The 18,808-nt window shown below is 56.2% G+C and carries 17 protein-coding genes; all 17 read right to left on the bottom strand.

Annotated features, from left to right (window positions below; translation table 11 throughout):
- Positions 1 to 9 precede the first annotated feature (9 nt).
- The 17 genes from KK102_RS17750 to amiB all read right to left on the bottom strand — a co-directional run bounded on the left by KK102_RS17750 (position 10) and on the right by amiB (position 18,807).
- On the bottom strand, positions 10 to 1,227 hold the full coding sequence (locus KK102_RS17750) for a M20 family metallopeptidase (protein WP_126545648.1): 1,218 nt from the start codon (positions 1,225 to 1,227) through the stop codon (positions 10 to 12).
- Between the two features lie 53 nt (positions 1,228 to 1,280).
- Positions 1,281 to 2,057 carry an ABC transporter ATP-binding protein gene (locus KK102_RS17755; RefSeq protein ID WP_126545649.1) on the bottom strand — a complete coding sequence of 259 codons (777 nt, stop codon included), beginning with the start codon at positions 2,055 to 2,057 and terminating at the stop codon, positions 1,281 to 1,283.
- A complete protein-coding gene (locus KK102_RS17760) occupies positions 2,057 to 2,827 on the bottom strand; it encodes an ABC transporter permease (protein ID WP_063144093.1) in 771 nt (256 codons plus the stop codon). Before KK102_RS17760 ends, KK102_RS17755 begins: the two co-directional genes overlap by 1 nt.
- The gene (locus tag KK102_RS17765) at positions 2,824 to 3,831 is read right to left on the bottom strand and encodes a taurine ABC transporter substrate-binding protein (RefSeq protein WP_010427483.1); all 1,008 of its coding nucleotides are present in this window, start codon (positions 3,829 to 3,831) and stop codon (positions 2,824 to 2,826) included. The genes KK102_RS17760 and KK102_RS17765 overlap by 4 nt, the downstream gene beginning before the upstream one ends.
- Positions 3,832 to 3,888: 57 nt before the next feature.
- Positions 3,889 to 4,608 (bottom strand): cysteate racemase, encoded by a 720-nt coding sequence (cuyB, locus tag KK102_RS17770; RefSeq protein WP_010427486.1) that lies wholly within the window; start codon positions 4,606 to 4,608, stop codon positions 3,889 to 3,891.
- Positions 4,601 to 5,605 (bottom strand): D-cysteate sulfo-lyase, encoded by a 1,005-nt coding sequence (cuyA, locus tag KK102_RS17775; protein ID WP_216358137.1) that lies wholly within the window; start codon positions 5,603 to 5,605, stop codon positions 4,601 to 4,603. The genes cuyB and cuyA overlap by 8 nt, the downstream gene beginning before the upstream one ends.
- Before the next feature lie 212 nt (positions 5,606 to 5,817).
- Positions 5,818 to 8,262 (bottom strand): ribonuclease R, encoded by a 2,445-nt coding sequence (gene rnr / locus KK102_RS17780; RefSeq protein ID WP_216358138.1) that lies wholly within the window; start codon positions 8,260 to 8,262, stop codon positions 5,818 to 5,820.
- 38 nt (positions 8,263 to 8,300) lie between these two features.
- Positions 8,301 to 8,726, bottom strand: a complete 426-nt coding sequence (gene nsrR, locus KK102_RS17785) for a nitric oxide-sensing transcriptional repressor NsrR (RefSeq protein ID WP_112012003.1) — start codon at positions 8,724 to 8,726, stop codon at positions 8,301 to 8,303.
- A gap of 193 nt (positions 8,727 to 8,919) precedes the next feature.
- The gene (locus tag KK102_RS17790; RefSeq protein WP_006178975.1) at positions 8,920 to 10,218 is read right to left on the bottom strand and encodes an adenylosuccinate synthase; all 1,299 of its coding nucleotides are present in this window, start codon (positions 10,216 to 10,218) and stop codon (positions 8,920 to 8,922) included.
- Between the two features lie 104 nt (positions 10,219 to 10,322).
- On the bottom strand, positions 10,323 to 10,520 hold the full coding sequence (locus KK102_RS17795; protein WP_003855996.1) for a DUF2065 domain-containing protein: 198 nt from the start codon (positions 10,518 to 10,520) through the stop codon (positions 10,323 to 10,325).
- A 71-nt stretch (positions 10,521 to 10,591) separates the two neighbouring features.
- Positions 10,592 to 11,596: a protease modulator HflC gene (hflC, locus tag KK102_RS17800; RefSeq protein ID WP_010427498.1), complete on the bottom strand. Its 1,005-nt coding sequence runs from the start codon at positions 11,594 to 11,596 to the stop codon at positions 10,592 to 10,594.
- A 2-nt stretch (positions 11,597 to 11,598) separates the two neighbouring features.
- Positions 11,599 to 12,858 carry an FtsH protease activity modulator HflK gene (gene hflK, locus KK102_RS17805; protein WP_010427500.1) on the bottom strand — a complete coding sequence of 420 codons (1,260 nt, stop codon included), beginning with the start codon at positions 12,856 to 12,858 and terminating at the stop codon, positions 11,599 to 11,601.
- Between the two features lie 56 nt (positions 12,859 to 12,914).
- Positions 12,915 to 14,195: a ribosome rescue GTPase HflX gene (hflX, locus tag KK102_RS17810; protein ID WP_010427502.1), complete on the bottom strand. Its 1,281-nt coding sequence runs from the start codon at positions 14,193 to 14,195 to the stop codon at positions 12,915 to 12,917.
- Between the two features lie 74 nt (positions 14,196 to 14,269).
- Positions 14,270 to 14,581: an RNA chaperone Hfq gene (gene hfq / locus KK102_RS17815; RefSeq protein WP_008502919.1), complete on the bottom strand. Its 312-nt coding sequence runs from the start codon at positions 14,579 to 14,581 to the stop codon at positions 14,270 to 14,272.
- 85 nt (positions 14,582 to 14,666) lie between these two features.
- Positions 14,667 to 15,617 carry a tRNA (adenosine(37)-N6)-dimethylallyltransferase MiaA gene (gene miaA / locus KK102_RS17820; protein ID WP_126545652.1) on the bottom strand — a complete coding sequence of 317 codons (951 nt, stop codon included), beginning with the start codon at positions 15,615 to 15,617 and terminating at the stop codon, positions 14,667 to 14,669.
- The gene (gene mutL, locus KK102_RS17825) at positions 15,610 to 17,454 is read right to left on the bottom strand and encodes a DNA mismatch repair endonuclease MutL (RefSeq protein WP_216358139.1); all 1,845 of its coding nucleotides are present in this window, start codon (positions 17,452 to 17,454) and stop codon (positions 15,610 to 15,612) included. Before mutL ends, miaA begins: the two co-directional genes overlap by 8 nt.
- A 9-nt stretch (positions 17,455 to 17,463) precedes the next feature.
- Positions 17,464 to 18,807: an N-acetylmuramoyl-L-alanine amidase AmiB gene (gene amiB, locus KK102_RS17830; RefSeq protein ID WP_126545654.1), complete on the bottom strand. Its 1,344-nt coding sequence runs from the start codon at positions 18,805 to 18,807 to the stop codon at positions 17,464 to 17,466.
- Between the last annotated feature and the right edge of the window lies 1 nt (position 18,808).

Here is an 18,808-nt window from a genome sequence, read left to right on the forward strand (position 1 = left end):
CGGTTAAGGTCATGCAGCTTGCGTGGCGGCGGTTTGCCCGGCAAATTCGTCTTTCACTTCCTGCAGCAACGCTGTATCGGTTAACAGTCGCAGCCCGGTTCGAGCCAGCACCTGCGCGCCTGTCACCAGCGCGTCATAGCCCTGTACTGAGTTAGCGGCCTCGCGGAATGCCACGGTGTGACCAATCAGTTCATCGGGGCCAATCTTGATGTAAGGATGCGCTGTCGGTACCGCATGGCTGATATCGCCAGCATCGGTTGAGCCCAACCCCTCTTTTTCCTTCAGCTCGACCGTCTCCCCTGCAGCGGTGAGCTCTTCCAGCAGTACACTGTTCAGCGTGTGGTTGATGTTGAAATCACGCGGCCCAATCTGATGCTCAATCTTAACCGTGGTACCGGTTGCCAGCGCGACGCCTTCCGCAATGGCGCGAATGCGAGGCTCCAGCGCAACCACCTCTTCACGGGTATGGGCACGAATGTAATAGTGCGCCGACGCATACTCCGGGATCACATTCGGAGCCTGACCGCCGTTGGTGATAATGCCGTGAACGCGGATGCCATCCGGCAGTTGCTGACGTAGAACGCTGATACCGTTATAGAGCAACACCAGCGCATCCAGCGCGTTCACCCCTTTATGCGGTGAGCTGCCCGCGTGGGAAGGTTTGCCATAGAAATGGAAGTAGAGATGGTTATTCGCCAGTGACGGGCCGGACAATCGCGTTTTCCCCGCGGGGTGGACCATCAATGCCACATCGACATCGTTAAGGAAGCCATGCTCCACGAAGCGGGCTTTCACATTACCGTTTGGACCGCCTTTTCCACGCAGCCCGCCCTCTTCTGCAGGCGTACCGAGTACCACGACCTTGCCGCCAGTCGTGTCCAGCGTTTCGCTAAGCGCAATCGCTGCAGCAATACTGGTAACCCCAATGATGTTGTGACCACAGGCGTGCCCGATATCAATAAGCGCATCGTATTCCGCCAGGAACGCGATGGTTGGTCCGGGCCTGCCGCTCTCCTTCACCGCATAAAAAGCCGTTTCATGACCGGCGACATTAAGCGTGACGGCAAAGCCTTGTTTTTCCAGCAGCGGTGTCAGTTTGCTGCTGGCGTAATACTCGTTATTGCCGGTTTCAGGGTGGGCGTGAATATCTTTGGCTATCGCCACATACTCATCCCGGTGCTGTTGAATACTTGTTTCAAGACGGTCTCGTAATTCGCTATTGCTCATTGCTTCCACCTCAGTCATGACAGTTGATTCATTCCCGACACCGGGAATTGTGGTTAACGTAAGTGCCGCTTCGCCTCCTGGCGTACCCGATGCAGGACGTGATGCTTGATCTCGCTATAGGAAGGGTGTTCCGCCAGCGTTTCGATGTCTCGCTCCCGCCCAAAGGGCAGAACGATCTCATCAACGATTTTTCCCGGTTTTGCCGACATGATCAGAATGCGGTCAGCCAAAAAAAGCGCCTCTTCCACATCGTGCGTGACGAAGAGCAGCGTGGTGCCGGTGGAGAGCCATGCCTCACGCAGCAACTCCTGCATCATCAGTCGGGTTTGCGCATCCAGCGCGCCGAACGGTTCATCCAGCAGCAGCACTTCCGGGCCGGGGAGCCAGGCGCGAGCGAGCGCCACGCGCTGCTTCATACCGCCAGAAAGCTGCCAGGGCGCATGATGTTCAAAACCTTTCAGACCCACGCGCTCAAGCCACGTCTGCGCCAGGGCATTGGTTTCGTCCTTACGGTATTTGCCCAGACGTGGGCCAAACGTGACGTTTTCCAGCACCGAGAGCCACGGGAACAGGTTGGGTTGCTGGAATATCATTCCGCGATCGGGACCAGGCCTGCCGATCTCTTTCCCGCCTGCAGCCACCCGCCCCCGGTCCGGCTTATTAAACCCGGCAACAAGGTTCAGAATGGTGGATTTGCCGCAGCCAGACGGACCAAGCAGGACCACAAACTCCCCGCTGTTCAGGCTCAGATTGATATCTTCCAGCACCGTAAACGGTTGGGGTTTCGCCGCGAAAGAGAGCGATACGTTTTCCAGGGTGATAGCACTCATTATTCTTTCCCCGCCCATGGCACTGTCAGCCGCTGTAGCCCCAGCAGTAATAAATCCAGAAGGTAGCCAATGCCGCCCAGCAGCAAAATGCCGAGCATGACGATATCAGTACGCAAATAAGAGCTGGCGTTGATGACCATCCAGCCCAGGCCGGAACTGGCTGCGACCATCTCCGCGGCAATCAACGATGTCCAGCCAATACCAATGGAGAGCCTGACGGTGGTGAAAAGGTCCGGCAGCGCGTCCGGGAGGACGACGCGCATGAAGATTTGTCTGCGGGAAGCTCCCAGGGTCTGCGCCACGCGAATACGTGAACGACCAATGCGTTCAACTGCAGCCGACGCCCCCACGACCACGCTTAAAAACGTGGCAATGAAGATCAGGAAGAATTTGGAGGCCTCGCCAATCCCAAGCCACACGACGGCCAGGGGGATGAGGGCAATTTTTGGTAAAGGACGCAGAAACTGAACGAAAGGATTAAGTACCGCCGCCAGGCCGTCAGACAGCCCCATCAGTAACCCCAGCGGAATACCAATGATAATCGCCACGGTAAATGCGCTCAGCGCTCGCGCGAGGCTCACCGCAATGTGTTCCCAGAGCGGTACCTGACGATAGCCATCGGCAAGCAGCTCTTCGGTCGTCAAACCAATGTCCGTTAGCGACGGTAACAGCAGCGGATCGACCCACTGCTGCGTTGCCGCCACCTGCCAGACAATAAAGAAAACCGCCACCGACACGACGCTGATGGCGATATGCTGACTCAATCTCATTGCGCCGCCACCGCCGCATCACGGATATAGCGAGAATCAATGGCGGTATCCCAGCTTGCAGGGATATCGCGCTTGCGGATTTCGCCAATACCGGCGAGGAAGCTGGAGGTTTTGGTTAAGGCCTTGCCGATACCGCTGTCGGTGGTCTGCGTGCCATTACCCAGCCAGTCCGCAGTACCCTGCTGGGCAAGCGTTGGATACTCCAGTCCACCCAGCGTATTTGCCGCCGTGGTAACCGGTGCCCCAACTTCTTTAGCCACGATGCCTGCAGCACGCTCCGGGTCTTTCTTAAACTCATCCACCTTCTGCTGATGCACGCGAAGAAACGCAGTGACCGCTTCAGGGTACTGCTCAGCAAAGGCTTTCCGTACCACATAGTTGTTGTAGATAAGATAGCCATCTTTCTGCAGATCCTTGGTGGCAAAGACCTGGTGCCCACCCGACGCCTCCAGTTCCTGCGCGAACGGTGCCCAGACATAGCCAGCATCAATGTCACCACGCTTCCATGCTGCGACCATTTCTGCAGGACGCAGCGGCAATAACGTGATTTTGCTGCGATCCAGTTTGTTCACGCTGATCGCGGCTTCGAGAGCATACTGAGCCGTTGAGTTGGGTGGGTAGGCGACACGCTTCCCTTCGATATCATTAATTTTCACAATGCCATCTTTGCCGATCAGGCGTTCATAGCTGGCTATCACGCCCGATACGCCAATAATTTCGACCGGCAATTTGCGGACAATGCCTGCCGTCGCTGGACTGGATCCAAAATTGGCAATATCAATCGCGTTGCTGGCAAAATAATTAAGCGCATCGGCACCCGATGCAAATTGCACCCACTTCACTTTACTGTTTAACGCTTTATCAAGAGAGCCATCGGCTTTTGCTAGCATTAATACCTGAGAACCGCCGCTATATGCCACACGAACTTCAGCAGGTGAATCGGCAAAACTCATATTTGCCCATAGCCCGCCCGCTGCAATTAATAAGCAGAGACTTTTTTTCATTTTATTTATCCTGTGATTGGTCTGAATATAATGTCCGTTATCGTACCGGACGGTGCGCTAATTAAATGGTCTGCTGGTTTGCCATAACTGCGAACATCGTTCTGCCAGTGCCTGAGCCGGATCCCAGGTGAGATGACGAAACGGAGCCCTGGCAGCCTCCAGCGCAACAGGCACTTCGGTACAGGCCAGCACCAGTTTTTGTGCACCACGGGCAAACAATGCGTTGGCCTGCAACACCAGCAGTTCGCCACCGTCAACCAGCGCGCCACGCTTTACCGCGTAGCAGCCCGGTACAAACCATTCGGCCAGCTCCTCGGGCGTCGGCACGACGACCTCAATAGCCTGCGCGGCCAGTCGTTCCTGATACCAGCCCGCGTCCAGCGTGCCTTTAGTGGCAATGACGCCAACCCGCTGAGGTTTTTCATCAGCCTGCGACAGGGCATCCAGCGTCGCATCAACGATATGCAGAATAGGGGCGCTACTGGCTTCACTCAGCGCGTCGTACCAGTGGTGAGCCGTATTACAGGGGATTGCGATATGGCTTGCCCCCGCCTGGTTAAGTTTCTCGACAGCGTGAAGAAGCTGCGGCAAGGGCGACGGGCCCGTACCCGCCAGCGCGTTCTGACGATCGGCAATTTGCGGTACATTCCAGACGACCATTGGGATCTGCTGTTGGTCGCTCTGCGCAGGCGTAGCCTCCAGCAGGCGACGCAGAAAATCCAGCGTCGCAAGGGGGCCCATACCACCCAGCACGCCAAGCAGAAAAGGCTTAGCCATGCTCCAGCACCTGACGATAGCCAAATAGTCCTGCTGATCCACCCGTGTGGATAAAGACAATATTTTCATCCTGGCGGAAGTGTCCTTTGCGGATCAGATCGATAAGCCCTGCCATCCCTTTTGCGGAGTAAACCGGATCGAGCAGGATACCTTCATGGCGGGCCAGCAGCCGCAGAGCTTCAAGCGTGCCCTCCGTCGGCAAACCGTATCCGTCACCGACATAATCGCTGTTAGCGACGACCGCATGCCGCGACAGTTCCCCCGGTACGCCCAACAGATCCAGCGTTCTGGATGCCAGATTCCAGACGTTCTCTTCCTGTTTATCTTTGGGTGCCCGCACGCTGATGCCGAGCACCGGAATGTGGCTGTTGGTGGCGGTGAACCCCGCAACCAGCCCCGCCTGCGTACCGGTACTGCCCGTCGCATGGACAACGTGATCGATGCGCAAACGACGCTCTGATGATTGGTAAAGCAGCTCCTCCGCACAGGCGACGTAGCCCAGCGCTCCGATGGGGTTCGAACCTCCGCCAGGAATAACGTACGGACGGTGGCCTTGTTCGCGAAGCGTTGCGGCGTACTCTTCCATCGCCTTTTGCATATCGGTACCGCCTGGCAGATGTGCGACAATCTCGCCGCCCAGAAGGTTATCCAGCAGCACGTTACCCGAGCGCTGATAATCCTCACCAAAATCAGTCACGCGTTTTTCCAGCAGCGCTTTTGCCTGCAGGCCAAGGCGTGCGGCACCGGCGATCGTTTGACGTACGTGGTTAGACTGGGTTGCGCCCTGCGTCACGATGACATCGGCTTTTTGCTGCAGCGCATCCGCCAACAGAAATTCCAGCTTGCGGGTTTTATTCCCGCCGCTTGCAAGGCCCGTTGCATCGTCGCGTTTTATCCATATTTTTGGCCCGCCTAATAATTGGGTTAAATTATTTAACGGTTCCAGTGGTGTAGGAAAATGACCGAGTGAAATTCGGGGAAAACGGGCCAGATGCATAAACGCTCCTTGCTAAAAAGGGGGCTTTATAAAAGTGAAATTCACTATACACATCTGAATAACACGGCTAATCAAAAATAATAAATAACGATTACCGGAAAATGAATAAGCAGGAAAAACGGGTTGATAAGGCCGCTATCTATTCAGTTCTGGAATGTCTTACGGCAAAAAAGAATAACCCCTTTCGTTGGAAAGGGGTTATGGGGACGAAATTACTGCGCGGTATTTTTTTTCGCTGCACGCTTCGCTTTGGTCGCGGCAGCTATTTTCTGCGTTTTAGCGGACGGTTTTTTCGCTGAGCGGGCTTCTTTCTTCGCCGCCTTCGGCTTCTGTTTCTTCTCGCCGCGGAACGCGCTGTCCGGCTCGAAGTTTACCTTCTTGCCCGCCTGACGACGTTTACCGCCGCCCGGTTTACCGTTACCGCCTTTTTTCGCCCTTTCACGCTCGGTTTTCCCGACGTTACGCGGCGCGCGCTCGCTGGAGATCAGGCTGAAGTCGATTTTACGGTCGTCCATATTCACGGCTTCAACCTTCACTTCCACACGGTCGCCCAGACGGTAGGTCTGGCCGCCAGACTCGCCAATCAGGCGCTGACCGACCTGGTCGAAGCGGTAGTAGTCGTTATCCAGGCTGGAGACGTGCACCAGACCGTCGATAAACAGTTCGTCCAGACGAACGAAGAAGCCAAAACCGGTCACGCTGGCAATCACGCCTTTGAAGATGTTGCCTACCTGATCCAGCATAAAGTCACACTTCAGCCAGTCCGCCACGTCGCGGGTGGCCTCATCGGCACGGCGTTCGGTCATGGAGCAGTGCTGGCCCAACTGCAGCATCTCTTCCATCGAATAGTGGTAGCCGCCGGTTTCGGTGGTGTTCCCTTTGTGGCCCTGCTCCTGCGCCAGCAGATACTTGATCGCACGGTGCAGGGAAAGGTCAGGGTAACGACGGATCGGCGACGTAAAGTGGGCGTAAGACTGCAGCGCCAGACCGAAGTGGCCGCGGTTTTCCGGATCGTAGATCGCCTGCTTCATGGAGCGCAGCAGCATGGTCTGCAGCATTTCTGCATCAGGACGATCGCTGATGGATTCCAGCAGCTCGGCGTAATCGCGCGGCTCTGGCTTGTTGCCGCCAGGCAGCTCCAGGCCCAGTTCAGCCAGCACGGAGCGGAACGAGGTAATGGCTTCCGTGGTCGGCTTATCGTGAATACGGAACAGCGCCGGCTCTTTGGCTTTCTCAACGAAGCGTGCCGCCGAGATGTTCGCCAGGATCATACACTCTTCAATCAGCTTGTGCGCGTCGTTACGCTGGGTCTGCTCGATACGCTCAATACGGCGCTCGGCGTTGAAGATAAACTTCGCCTCTTCACTCTCAAACGAGATCCCGCCGCGCTCTTCGCGCGCCTGCTCCAGCGTTTTGTAGAGGTTATGCAGCTCTTCGATGTGTTTGACCAGCGGCGCGTACTGCTCGCGCAGCTCCTGATCACCCTGCAGCATATGCCAGACCTTGGTGTAGGTCAGACGCGCGTGCGAGCTCATCACCGCTTCGTAGAACTTGTAGCCGGTTAGGCGCCCTTTGGTAGAGATGGTCATCTCGCACACCATACAGAGGCGGTCAACCTGCGGGTTCAGGGAGCACAGACCGTTAGAGAGCACTTCCGGCAGCATCGGCACAACCTGAGACGGGAAGTAGACCGACGTACCGCGGCTGCGCGCTTCGTTATCCAGCGGGGTGTGCGGACGGACATAATAACTTACGTCAGCAATAGCAACCCACAGACGCCAGCCGCCGCCGCGTTTTTTCTCGCAGTAGACGGCGTCATCAAAGTCGCGGGCGTCTTCACCGTCAATAGTGACCAGCGGCAGGGAGCGCAGATCCACGCGGCCCGCTTTGGATTCTTCCGGCACTTCTTCGCGCAGGCTTTCGATCTGATCTTCAACCGCTTTCGGCCAGACGTAGGGGATCTCATGGGTACGTAGCGCCATATCAACGGCCATCGTGGTGCCCATGTTATCGCCCAGCACTTCGACGATTTTACCTACGGCTTTGGTGCGACGGGTTGGGCGCTGGGTGAGTTCTACCACCACCACAAAGCCCATGCGTGCGCCCATCACCTCTTCAGGTGGGATCAGAATGTCGAAGCTCAGGCGGCTGTCGTCCGGCACCACAAAGCCCACGCCCGCGTCGGTAAAGTAGCGACCGACAATCTGGCTGGTTTTTGGCACCAGCACACGCACCACGCGCGCTTCGCGGCGGCCTTTACGGTCCGCACCCAGCGGCTGCGCCAGGATCTGATCGCCGTGGATACACATCTTCATCTGCTCAGATGAAAGGTACAGATCGTCTTTGCGGCCTTCCACGCGCAGGAAGCCAAAGCCATCCCGGTGACCAATGACGGTCCCTTTCAGCAGATCGAGGCGTTCAGGCAGCGCATAGCACTGGCGGCGGGTAAAGACCAGTTGCCCGTCACGCTCCATCGCGCGCAGGCGGCGGCGAAGGGCTTCAATTTGCTCTTCACCTTCAATGTTTAATTCAACGGCAAGTTCTTCACGATTGGCGGGTTTTTCGCGTTTTGTTAAGTGTTCAATGATGAACTCGCGGCTAGGGATAGGATTCGCGTATTTTTCGGCTTCGCGTTCCTGGAAAGGATCGTGTGACATGTCGGTTCCTCCGTTGTCAGCTCCGGTGGAAATTTTCTTCATTCCACCAGCAATAATTTATAAAGCGGTTGATTCTCTTCAACCAAATCGGCCAGCGTGTAGTTATCCAGTTCCTTGAGAAAACTTTGCACGGCCTGAGAAAGCGCCTGTTTCAGGCGGCAAGCGGGGGTAATGTGGCAGAACTCGCTGCTGCAGTTCACCAGAGACAGCGGCTCCAGTTCACGTACCACATCCCCAACGCGAATACTCTGTGCCGGTTTACCGAGACGGATCCCACCATTCTTCCCGCGGACGGCTGCAACGTATCCGGCACGGCTAAGTTGATTGATTATTTTGACCATATGATTACGGGATACGCCGTAGACCTCTGTAACCTCAGAGATGCTGGTCATCTTTCCATCGGGTAACGACGCCATGTAAATCAGGGCGCGTAAGCCGTAATCGGTGAAACTCGTTAACTGCACATCAACCTCAGGAAAAAAGGGAAAACGCGGTGAAACCGCAGAGATATTCATTAATGATGATAAACCAGCCAGATAGTTAGGGGCTAATTTATTTGACAGACGGGGCGAAAAAGCGGAGATCCAGGAGCGGTCGCCGGATGGCGCTACGCTTATCCGGCCTACGGGTCTCCCCGCAGGCCAGCAGTCACGAAGATTATGCGTCGAACGGGTCGCGCAGGATCATCGTTTCAGTACGATCCGGGCCGGTAGAAATAATATCGATCGGCACTTCGGTCAGTTCTTCAATGCGCTTGATGTAATCCAGCGCCGCCTGCGGCAGGCCGCTACGCTCTTTCACACCGAAAGTGGTCTCAGACCAGCCCGGCATGGTTTCGTAGATTGGCTCGATGCCTTCCCAGTCGTCAGCAGCCAGCGGCGTGGTGGTCACTTCGCGGCCGTCTGGCATACGGTAGCCAACGCAGATTTTCACTTCTTTCAGGCCGTCCAGTACGTCCAGCTTGGTCAGGCAGAAGCCAGACAGGGAGTTGATCTGCACTGCACGACGCACGGCAACCGCGTCCAGCCAGCCGGTACGACGACGACGACCGGTGGTCGCGCCAAACTCGTTACCCTGCTTGCACAGGAACTCGCCGGTTTCATCAAACAGTTCGGTCGGGAATGGACCCGCACCCACGCGAGTGGAGTACGCTTTAATGATGCCCAGAACGTAATCCACATAACGTGGACCCAGGCCAGAGCCTGTCGCCACGCCACCCGCGGTGGTGTTAGAAGAAGTGACGTACGGATAGGTACCGTGGTCGATGTCCAGCAGCGTCCCCTGTGCACCTTCGAACATGACGAAATCGCCACGCTTGCGCGCCTGGTCCAGCAGATCGGACACATCAACAACCATACCGGTCAGAATGTCTGCAATCGCCATGACGTCATCCAGCACTTTCTGGTAGTCAACAGCGTCAGCTTTATAGAAGTTCACCAGCTGGAAGTTGTGATATTCCATCACTTCTTTCAGTTTTTCAGCGAAGGTTGCTTTGTCGAAGAGATCGCCCACGCGCAGACCGCGACGTGCAACTTTATCTTCGTAAGCCGGGCCGATACCACGACCGGTGGTGCCGATCGCTTTCGCGCCGCGCGCTTTTTCACGCGCAACGTCCAGCGCCACGTGATAGTCCAGGATCAGCGGGCAGGCTTCGGAGAGCAGCAGACGCTCGCGAACCGGGATACCACGGTCTTCCAGACCTTTCATCTCTTTCATCAGCGCAGCCGGAGACAGCACAACGCCGTTACCGATGATACTGGTGACGTTTTCGCGAAGAATGCCTGATGGAATAAGATGGAGGACGGTTTTTTCACCGTTGATTACGAGAGTATGGCCTGCGTTGTGACCGCCCTGGTAGCGTACAACATATTTAGCCCGTTCAGTCAGAAGATCAACAATCTTCCCTTTACCTTCGTCACCCCATTGGGTGCCCAGTACGACGACGTTGTTACCCATTTTTTTCAAAATCACCGTTTGCTTAAAAATGGATTCTACCATCGCTTTTTCAGATATACAGCACTTTTTGACCTCAAAATACGCCGATTGCGCCTACTTTTTGATCAGCCAATCGTTTTCCTCAACATGTAGTAGATTACGATGCCCGCAACCACAAGACCGCCACCAAAACGACGCAAAATATTATCCGGCAGTTGGCTCATCGTCGCGATCATTCGACGCCAGGCGCGCGGATAGAGCATCGGTCCAAGACCTTCAAGCACCAAAACCAGGGCCAGCGCGAGCCAGATCGTTGAATTCATTTTTAGTCCTTATAAAAGAAAACCACCGCTCCGTTGAGAGCGGTGGTTTGAATACTCAAACGTGCCTGAGTTTATCGCGTTGCGTTAGTCGGCGTCTTCATATAACGGAAGAAATCGCTGTCCGGGCTGAGCACCATCACATCCTGGTTGCTCTGGAAGCTATTCTCGTAAGCACGCAGGCTACGGATAAAGGCGTAGAAGTCTGGATCCTGACTGAAGGCATCAGCAAACAGCTTCGCCGCTTCGGCATCGCCTTCACCGCGCAGGATACGGCCCTGGCGCTCAGATTCCGCCAGCGTCTTGGTGACTTCGTAATCCGCTGCTGCACGCAGCTTCTCAGCCTCTTCCTGGCCCTGTGAACGGTGACGACGGGCTACCGCTTCACGCTCGGCGCGCATACGGTTGTAGATCGCCTCGGACACTTCCGCTGGCAGGTTGATTTGCTTAATACGCACGTCAACGACTTCGATCCCCAGCGCGGCCATACTGTTCGGGTTGATCACCGGCACTTTACCGTTGGTTTCAGCCTGAACGCGTTCAGCGGCTTTAGCAATCGCGTCATCCGCTGCTGGCGTTTCCACTTCGTCTTCCGTGCCCGCTGTACCGGAGTTCAGCGCATCGCGAACTTCCAGCGTCAGACGACCGCGGGAGTCGGTCACGATGTCTTTCACATCCAGACGACCGATCTCAGAACGCAGACGGTCAGAGAACTTACGTTTCAGCAGCACTTCTGCCTGAGAAACGTCACCGCCGCCCGTTGCCAGGAAGTAACGGCTGAAGTCGCTGATACGCCATTTGATGTAGGAATCAACGATCAGGTCTTTCTTCTCTTTGGTCACGAAACGGTCGGCCTGGTTATCCATGGTCTGGATACGCGCATCAAGCGTTTTCACTGACTGAATGAACGGCACCTTGAAGTGCAGACCCGGTTCGTAAATCACCGGGCGTTTGTCACCATCACGCACGACGCTGCTGAACTGGAATTTGATCCCACGCTCGCCTTCTTTCACCACAAAGATCGAGGTATACAGCACGACCAGTACGATGACGATGATCGCAATAACTGACTTACGCATCCTTATTCCCCCTGACGCTGGTAGTCGTTACGCTGCGCGTTAGCGCGGCGTTGGTCCATAATGTCACCATCGTTCGAAGAAGGCGTTGTGTTCGCGCTGGCGTTGCCTGAAGAGGCGGGCGGCAGGCGCAGCAGGTTATTCGCACCGCTGGTGTCTTTCGCAGCCGGTGCAGAACCGCCTTTCAGCATCTGGTCAAGCGGCAGGACCATCAGGTTTCCGCCTTTGCTGTCGTTAACCAACACTTTGCGGGTGTGGCTCAGCACTTTTTCCATGGTCTCGATATACAGACGCTCGCGGGTAATTTCCGGTGCCGCTTTATATTCCGGCAGGATCTTCGCGAAGCGAGCCACTTCACCCTGAGCTTCCAGGATGGTCTGGGTCTTATACGCGCGCGCTTCTTCCAGAATACGCTGCGCCTGACCGTTAGCACGCGGCTGAACTTCGTTGGTGTACGCTTCAGCTTCACGGATGTACTGCTGTTCGTTTTCACGGGCAGCAATCGCATCGTCAAATGCGGCTTTCACCTCTTCCGGCGGACGCGCAGCCTGGAAGTTGACGTCCAGCAGGGTGATACCCATGTTGTACGGACGAATGGTCTCTTCCAGCTCGCGCTGGGTATCGCTACGAATAACGGTACGACCTTCGGTCAGAATACGGTCCATGGTGTACTTGCCGATCACACCGCGCAGGGCGCTGTCGGTCGCCTGACGCAGGCTGTCATCGGCGCTGGTCACGCTAAACAGATAACGCTCAGGATCGGTTACGCGGTACTGCACGTTCATCTCAACGCGCACGACGTTCTCGTCAGAGGTCAGCATCACGCCAGATGCCGCCAGTTCACGGACGGACTCCACGTTAACCGCGGTGACGTTGTCAACGAAGGTCGGTTTCCAGTTCAGGCCCGGTTCAACCAGATGGCTGAACTTACCGAAACGAGTGACCACGCCGCGTTCAGCTTCTTTAATGGTGTAGAACCCGCTGGCTGCCCAGATGATTACCACCGCAGCGGCCACAATGCCCACTACGCGGCCACCCATTGGCGGGCGCGGACTCTGAGTGGAATTACCACCCGAGCCAGAACCTTTTCCTCCGCCAAGGCCACCGAGCTTTTTGCTCAGCTTGCGGAAGATATCATCCAGATCCGGCGGCCCCTGCTCGCGACCACCTTTGTTGCCATTTCCCCCAGAGTTGCCGCCTTGATTATTGCTGCTTCCCCACGGGTCGCGGTCTTGTCCGTTATTACCGGGCTGATTCCACGCCATGTATATGCTCCATATTTGTTATGCAAGGGCGAATTATTCAGGCTTCCCCTTTCTGATCAGACGATATAGTCCGCCAGCGCAGGTTCTTGTTTACAGAGGCGACGCCAGTCAACGATCGGCATACGCACCTGCATCCCCACGCTGCCGTCATCCTCCATCCACTCTTTTTCTATCGCCTGAAGCTGATAAAACCGGCTGCGCAGCCTGCCTTCCTGTGGCGGCAATCGCAGCGTGTGCTGGGCGACCTCACCGGAAAGACGTTCTGTCAAAGCCTGGAAAAGCAGTGGCACACCGATACCGGTCTGGGCAGAAAGCCAGACCCGAATCGGTTTGTTCTCTTCATCTCTGTCGATACGCGGTTCGAAATCGTCCAGCATATCGATCTTGTTCATCACCAACAGCGTTGGAATTTCGTGAGCGTCGATCTCTTCGAGCACCACGTTCACCGCGTCGATGTTCTCCTGAACGCGCACGTCTGCCGCATCAATCACGTGCAGCAGCAGAGTCGCCTGTCGCGTCTCCTGCAACGTCGCTTTAAACGCCGCCACCAGGTCATGCGGCAGGTGGCGGATAAACCCTACGGTATCCGCCAGCACCGTCTCACCGACGTCTGCAACGTCAATACGGCGCAGCGTCGGGTCCAGCGTCGCAAACAGCTGGTCTGCGGCATAAACCTGGGCCTCGGTGATCTGGTTAAACAGGGTGGATTTACCGGCGTTGGTATACCCCACCAGCGACACCGTCGGGATATCGGCTTTCGTTCGCGCCCGACGTCCCTGCTCACGCTGTTTCTCAACTCTTTCCAGACGTGAGAGGATCTGGGTAATACGGCCACGCAGCAAACGACGGTCGGTTTCGAGCTGGGTTTCACCCGGGCCGCGCAAACCAATCCCGCCTTTTTGTCTTTCAAGGTGTGTCCAGCCACGCACAAGACGCGTTGCCAGATGGCGCAGCTGCGCCAGTTCAACCTGCAGCTTACCTTCATGGGTACGCGCACGCTGAGCAAAAATATCTAAAATCAATCCCGTGCGATCGATAACACGGCATTCGCAAAGGGCTTCCAGGTTGCGCTCCTGGGCTGGAGACAGCGCATGATCAAACAACACGACTGACGCGCCGGTTGCTTTTACGGCATCCGCAATTTCGACTGCTTTACCTTCACCAACAAAATACTTTGGGTGCGGCGCTTTACGGCTACCGGTAATCACCTGCATTGCTTCGACACCGGCGGAAGAGACCAGAGATTCAAACTCCTGGAGGTCTTCCATATCTTTGTCTTGCGAAAAATAGATGTGTACCAGCACCGCCTGCTCACCGGCATCATAACGGTCAAACAAGCGTAAACCTCTCTAAAAAGATCAGCGGGGAACGCAGGATCCCTGGCTCCCCGTTTGGATAACAGTGCGAAACCTTATTCGGTCTCGTCGCTGTCCTGCGCAGGCGTTGAAGAACCCTGCGCGTTGCTGCCATGATGGTAGTTACTACCAGTGCCGCCGCCAGCGTTATTGCTGTGATGAGATACCGGACGGGACGGAACAACAGTAGAAATAGCGTGCTTGTAGACCATCTGACTGACCGTGTTTTTCAACAGAATCACGAACTGATCGAAAGACTCAATCTGACCTTGCAGCTTAATACCATTCACCAAATAAATAGAAACTGGAACACGTTCCCGACGCAATGCGTTCAGGAACGGATCTTGTAAAGATTGCCCCTTAGCCATTCTATCTTTTCCTTATATGCTTGTTTTGTACTTAGAACCTTGCGATTCTGAAAAATTGCGCACGATACGTCTCAATTGTACACATTCAGTCAGCGATATCACCAACAACCTCAATCACTTCGTTTAACGCCTGTTGCGGCTTTTCACTGTCTAACCAGTGAACGCCCTCCCAACCGCGTAACCAGGTGATCTGGCGCTTCGCTAACTGCCTCGTGGCGCAAACACCTCGATAAACCATTTCATCGTATGAAATCTCACCTTCAAGATACGACCACATCTGGCGGTATCCCACACAACGAACGGAAGGCATATCCGTATGCAAATCTCCACGGGCAAATAGCGCCCGCACTTCTGCTTCAAAATCTGAAGCCAACATCTGATGAAAACGCTGCTCAATTCGTTGATGGAGCAGTTCACGGCTCGCCGGGGCGATGGCGAACTGATGCACCTGATACGGCAGAGCGTCTCCTGACGTTTGCGTCAGTTCCGTTAAAGTTTTACCCGAAATGAAAAAAACTTCCAGTGCCCGGGAAAGCCTTTGCGGATCATTCGGATGGATTCGCGCTGCCGCAACCGGGTCAATCTTCGCCAGCTGCTGGTGCAAAACGTCCCATCCCTGCTCTGCCGCCTGCTGCTCAATCCTGGCTCGTACGTCCGGGTCTGCCGATGGCAGAGGCGATAACCCCTCCAGCAGCGCCTTGAAGTAGAGCATGGTTCCGCCAACCAGTAGCGGTATTCGTCCCGCAGCGGTAATGTCGGCCATCTCGGCTAAGGCATCGCGGCGAAAGTCTGCTGCGGAGTACGCCTGAGCCGGGTCGAGAATATCCAGCAAACGGTGCGGTGCCGCGCGCAGTTCGTCTGCGTCTGGCTTCGCCGTGCCGATGTCCATTCCTCGATAAATGAGGGCGGAATCGACGCTAATCAACTCTACAGGCAAAACTTTACGTAACTCAATGGCTAACGCTGTTTTACCGGAGGCCGTAGGGCCCATTAAAAAAATCGCCTTAGGCAGGCTCGCCTTACTTACGTCAATCATGTCTCAGGGCGGTCATCGCCGTTTTTAAATCAACAGGTTGTAATAATCCACCCGGCGGCGTTTTCACCAGATGTGGGCAAAGGCGTTCAACCTCTGCCAACACGGTAATCGCCTGCGCCATACTCCAGGGTGAGTGTTCGCTGGCCAGATGGCGAGCGATCCACTGCGCGGTGTTGGCGGCATCAAACGACGTTTGCTGCGCCAGGTAGCCTATCAGTTCAGGAATCAAGTTTTGTAAATTTTGTTGGCGTAAGGGTAAAGGCACTGCGCGAATTGTCACATGCTGTGCTTCCAGCACAATTTCAATGCCCATTTCGGCAAGAAGCGCCTGTGCACGCTGCAAAACCCCTGTTTCTTCAGGGGTTATTTTTAACCGGACCGGGATCAGCAACGGCTGCGCGCAGGCGGCGTTTTCCCCCGGCGTCAGCTGCGCCTGTTTAAGCCAGCGTTCCGCCACCGGCAACGCCAGTAGCATCAGTTTCCCCTCGCGTTCGAGCAATGCCATATCCAGAGCAACAATCGTCAGTACACGACCAAAGCTCTGGCTATGCCCGTCCAGTGAAGGTGGCGATACCTCGATATGCTCTTTACGCTCCACGGCGGGCGTATCAAGCAGTTTGCGGTACAACGCCCCCTGCTGCTTCTGATAACCCGGCTGAGCGTTGGGGTAGTTCGCCCCCGTAGGACGAGGCGGGCTGCCCGCCGCGGAGAAACGCGGTGCCGCCGGTTCGCGGGCAGCGGCGGGTTCAGCAAAGTGGTTGCGGCCCGCCGCCACCCGGTTTTCCGGCAGCGGACGCGGTGCCGGGGCGTCGTTTTCCAGCGGCAGCGTTGGCTCCGCCTGCTGCTGCAATACCGTGACAACACCCTGATAAATAAAGTCATGAACCAGACGTGACTGGTGGAAGCGCACCTCATGCTTTGCAGGATGGACGTTCACATCCACCTGATGGGGGTCGATCTCCAGATAAAGCACAAACGCGGGCTGCTGGTCCCCGCCGAGTTTGTCTTCACAGGCCTGACGAATGGCGTGGTTGATCAGGCGGTCGCGCATCATGCGGCCATTCACGTAGCAGTATTGGATCTCGGCAAAGGCGGCGCTGCTCGCGTTCGGATCGGCCACCCAGCCGCTCAGCGCCAGATCGCCATGTTGCCACTCTATCGCCAGCGCTTTTTCAAGGAACGGCGTGCCGCAGATAGCCCCTAGCCGGCGCTCCTTCTGCCCACCTTCCGCCACCGCACGATACTGACGCATCACCTTGCCGTTATGGCTGAGGTTGATGGTGACATCGAATCGCGCCAGCGCGATGCGGCGGATGATCTCGTCGATGTGTCCGAATTCGGTCTTCTCGGTACGCATGAACTTGCGTCGGGCGGGGGTGTTGTAGAAGAGATCTAATACTTCAAGCGTGGTGCCGACAGGGTGCGCCGCAGGTTTGACCGTGACGTCCATATCGCGCCCTTCCGCGTAGGCCTGCCAGGCCTCCTGCTGTTCCGCAGTACGGGAGGTCAGGGTTAAGCGGGAGACGGAACTGATGCTCGCCAGCGCTTCGCCGCGAAAACCAAGGCTGATAATGGCTTCCAGATCGTCCAGAGAGGCAATTTTACTGGTGGCGTGACGGGCTAGCGCCAGCGCGAGCTCGTCTTTTTTGATGCCACAGCCGTTGTCACGAATACGAATTAGCTTTGCGCCGCCGCGTTCGATATCAATATCAATGCGGGTTGCCCCCGCATCGAGGCTGTTTTCCACCAGTTCCTTCACCACCGACGCAGGGCGCTCCACCACCTCACCGGCGGCGATTTGGTTCGCAAGCTGCGGCGGCAGAACCTGAATCGGCATGAATTCTCCTTAATTTGTGGCGGTCATCTCACCCGGCAGCGCGGCACTGGCCGTCTGGCCTGCGCCGCTTTGCGGCGCGGACTGAAGCGGATGGGCTTCAAAATAGTTACGCAGACCGTTATAAATCGCTTCGGCAATCTGCTGCTGGTAACTGTCGCTTCCCAGCAGGCGCTCTTCACCGTTGTTGCTGATAAAGCCCGTTTCCACAAGGATCGATGGAATATCCGGCGAACGCAGAACGCCCAGGCTCGCATGCTCCGGACGGCGCTTGTGCAATGCCCCGATGCCCTGTAGCTGGTTCAGTACGTTAGTGGCGACATCATACCCGACGCGCTGGGAATGACCGAACTGTAAATCCAGCACCGCCTGGCTGAGATACGGGTCAGACTGGCTATTAGCCAGCACATCACCCGCACCGCCTAACAGTTCAGACTGTTTCTCATGCTCTTCAAGCCAGTTTGCCATTTCACTGTTGGCGCGACGGTTCGACAGTACCCAAACAGAGGCACCGGTCGCGCTACGATTCGGCGCGGCATCCGCATGAATGGAGACCAGGAAGTTTGCGTTTTGCTTACGCGCCACGTCCGAGCGTCCCATTACGGAGATAAAATAGTCGCCGTCGCGAGTGAGCACGCCTTTGAACATCGGATCGTCGTTTAACAGCGTCCTGAGCTTGCGGGCTACCGCGATTGTCACGTTTTTCTCTCGCGTACCGCCCGGGCCAATTGCGCCCGGATCCTGCCCGCCGTGACCTGCATCGATGGCGATGATCACTTTGTCACCGCTGACCGCCGCGCGTCGCGCGCTGGCTGCCGGACGCGTCACCGTATTGCTGCTGGTTGCCGCTGTGATGCGATCGTTTTGCGACTTAAACGGGTTACGGGCAGGTTCAGACGGACGCGGCGTATACACAGGCTCTTCCACGCGCTTCGCCACCGCTGGTGCAGGCGGTGGAGGTGGCGGCGGTGCGTCGGCATTGATGGTAAAGACCACCGTATAGTTCGCCCCGTTTTGCTGCTTCACCGCCTTCGTTTTGCCCTTTTCGGTCAGATCGACAACCAGGCGTAACGACTGGCTATCCTGAGGCGTTCCCGAACGGATACTTTTCACCAGGTTGTTACCGCTGAACCGCAGCGGTAGCCCCTGGATCACGCCAGTCTGCTTGATATCCAGCGCCACGCTGTGGCTGTCTGGCTGTGAAAACGCATACTCAGGATCGCCCATAAAGCTGAACGTGATCCGGGCCTGGCTTTCGCCGTTCGATACCTGAATATCTGAGAGGCTCGCCGCCCCGGCCTGCGCGCACAGCAGCACCGTGGCAGCCAACAACCAACCTTTAACGCGATTTATCATC

This window comes from Enterobacter quasimori (assembly GCF_018597345.1).
Taxonomy (GTDB): domain Bacteria; phylum Pseudomonadota; class Gammaproteobacteria; order Enterobacterales; family Enterobacteriaceae; genus Enterobacter; species Enterobacter mori.

Bases quoted from the DNA above. Each gene is read 5' to 3' on its own strand.
- cuyA (WP_216358137.1), bottom strand. From the start codon at position 5,605: ATGCATCTGGCCCGTTTTCCCCGAATTTCACTCGGTCATTTTCCTACA.
- KK102_RS17765 (WP_010427483.1), bottom strand. From the start codon at position 3,831: ATGAAAAAAAGTCTCTGCTTATTAATTGCAGCGGGCGGGCTATGGGCA.
- KK102_RS17760 (WP_063144093.1), bottom strand. From the start codon at position 2,827: ATGAGATTGAGTCAGCATATCGCCATCAGCGTCGTGTCGGTGGCGGTT.
- hfq (WP_008502919.1), bottom strand. From the start codon at position 14,581: ATGGCTAAGGGGCAATCTTTACAAGATCCGTTCCTGAACGCATTGCGT.
- hflC (WP_010427498.1), bottom strand. From the start codon at position 11,596: ATGCGTAAGTCAGTTATTGCGATCATCGTCATCGTACTGGTCGTGCTG.
- hflK (WP_010427500.1), bottom strand. From the start codon at position 12,858: ATGGCGTGGAATCAGCCCGGTAATAACGGACAAGACCGCGACCCGTGG.
- rnr (WP_216358138.1), bottom strand. From the start codon at position 8,262: ATGTCACACGATCCTTTCCAGGAACGCGAAGCCGAAAAATACGCGAAT.
- KK102_RS17790 (WP_006178975.1), bottom strand. From the start codon at position 10,218: ATGGGTAACAACGTCGTCGTACTGGGCACCCAATGGGGTGACGAAGGT.
- amiB (WP_126545654.1), bottom strand. From the start codon at position 18,807: ATGATAAATCGCGTTAAAGGTTGGTTGTTGGCTGCCACGGTGCTGCTG.
- miaA (WP_126545652.1), bottom strand. From the start codon at position 15,617: ATGATTGACGTAAGTAAGGCGAGCCTGCCTAAGGCGATTTTTTTAATG.
- KK102_RS17750 (WP_126545648.1), bottom strand. From the start codon at position 1,227: ATGAGCAATAGCGAATTACGAGACCGTCTTGAAACAAGTATTCAACAG.
- mutL (WP_216358139.1), bottom strand. From the start codon at position 17,454: ATGCCGATTCAGGTTCTGCCGCCGCAGCTTGCGAACCAAATCGCCGCC.
- cuyB (WP_010427486.1), bottom strand. From the start codon at position 4,608: ATGGCTAAGCCTTTTCTGCTTGGCGTGCTGGGTGGTATGGGCCCCCTT.
- KK102_RS17795 (WP_003855996.1), bottom strand. From the start codon at position 10,520: ATGAATTCAACGATCTGGCTCGCGCTGGCCCTGGTTTTGGTGCTTGAA.
- KK102_RS17755 (WP_126545649.1), bottom strand. From the start codon at position 2,057: ATGAGTGCTATCACCCTGGAAAACGTATCGCTCTCTTTCGCGGCGAAA.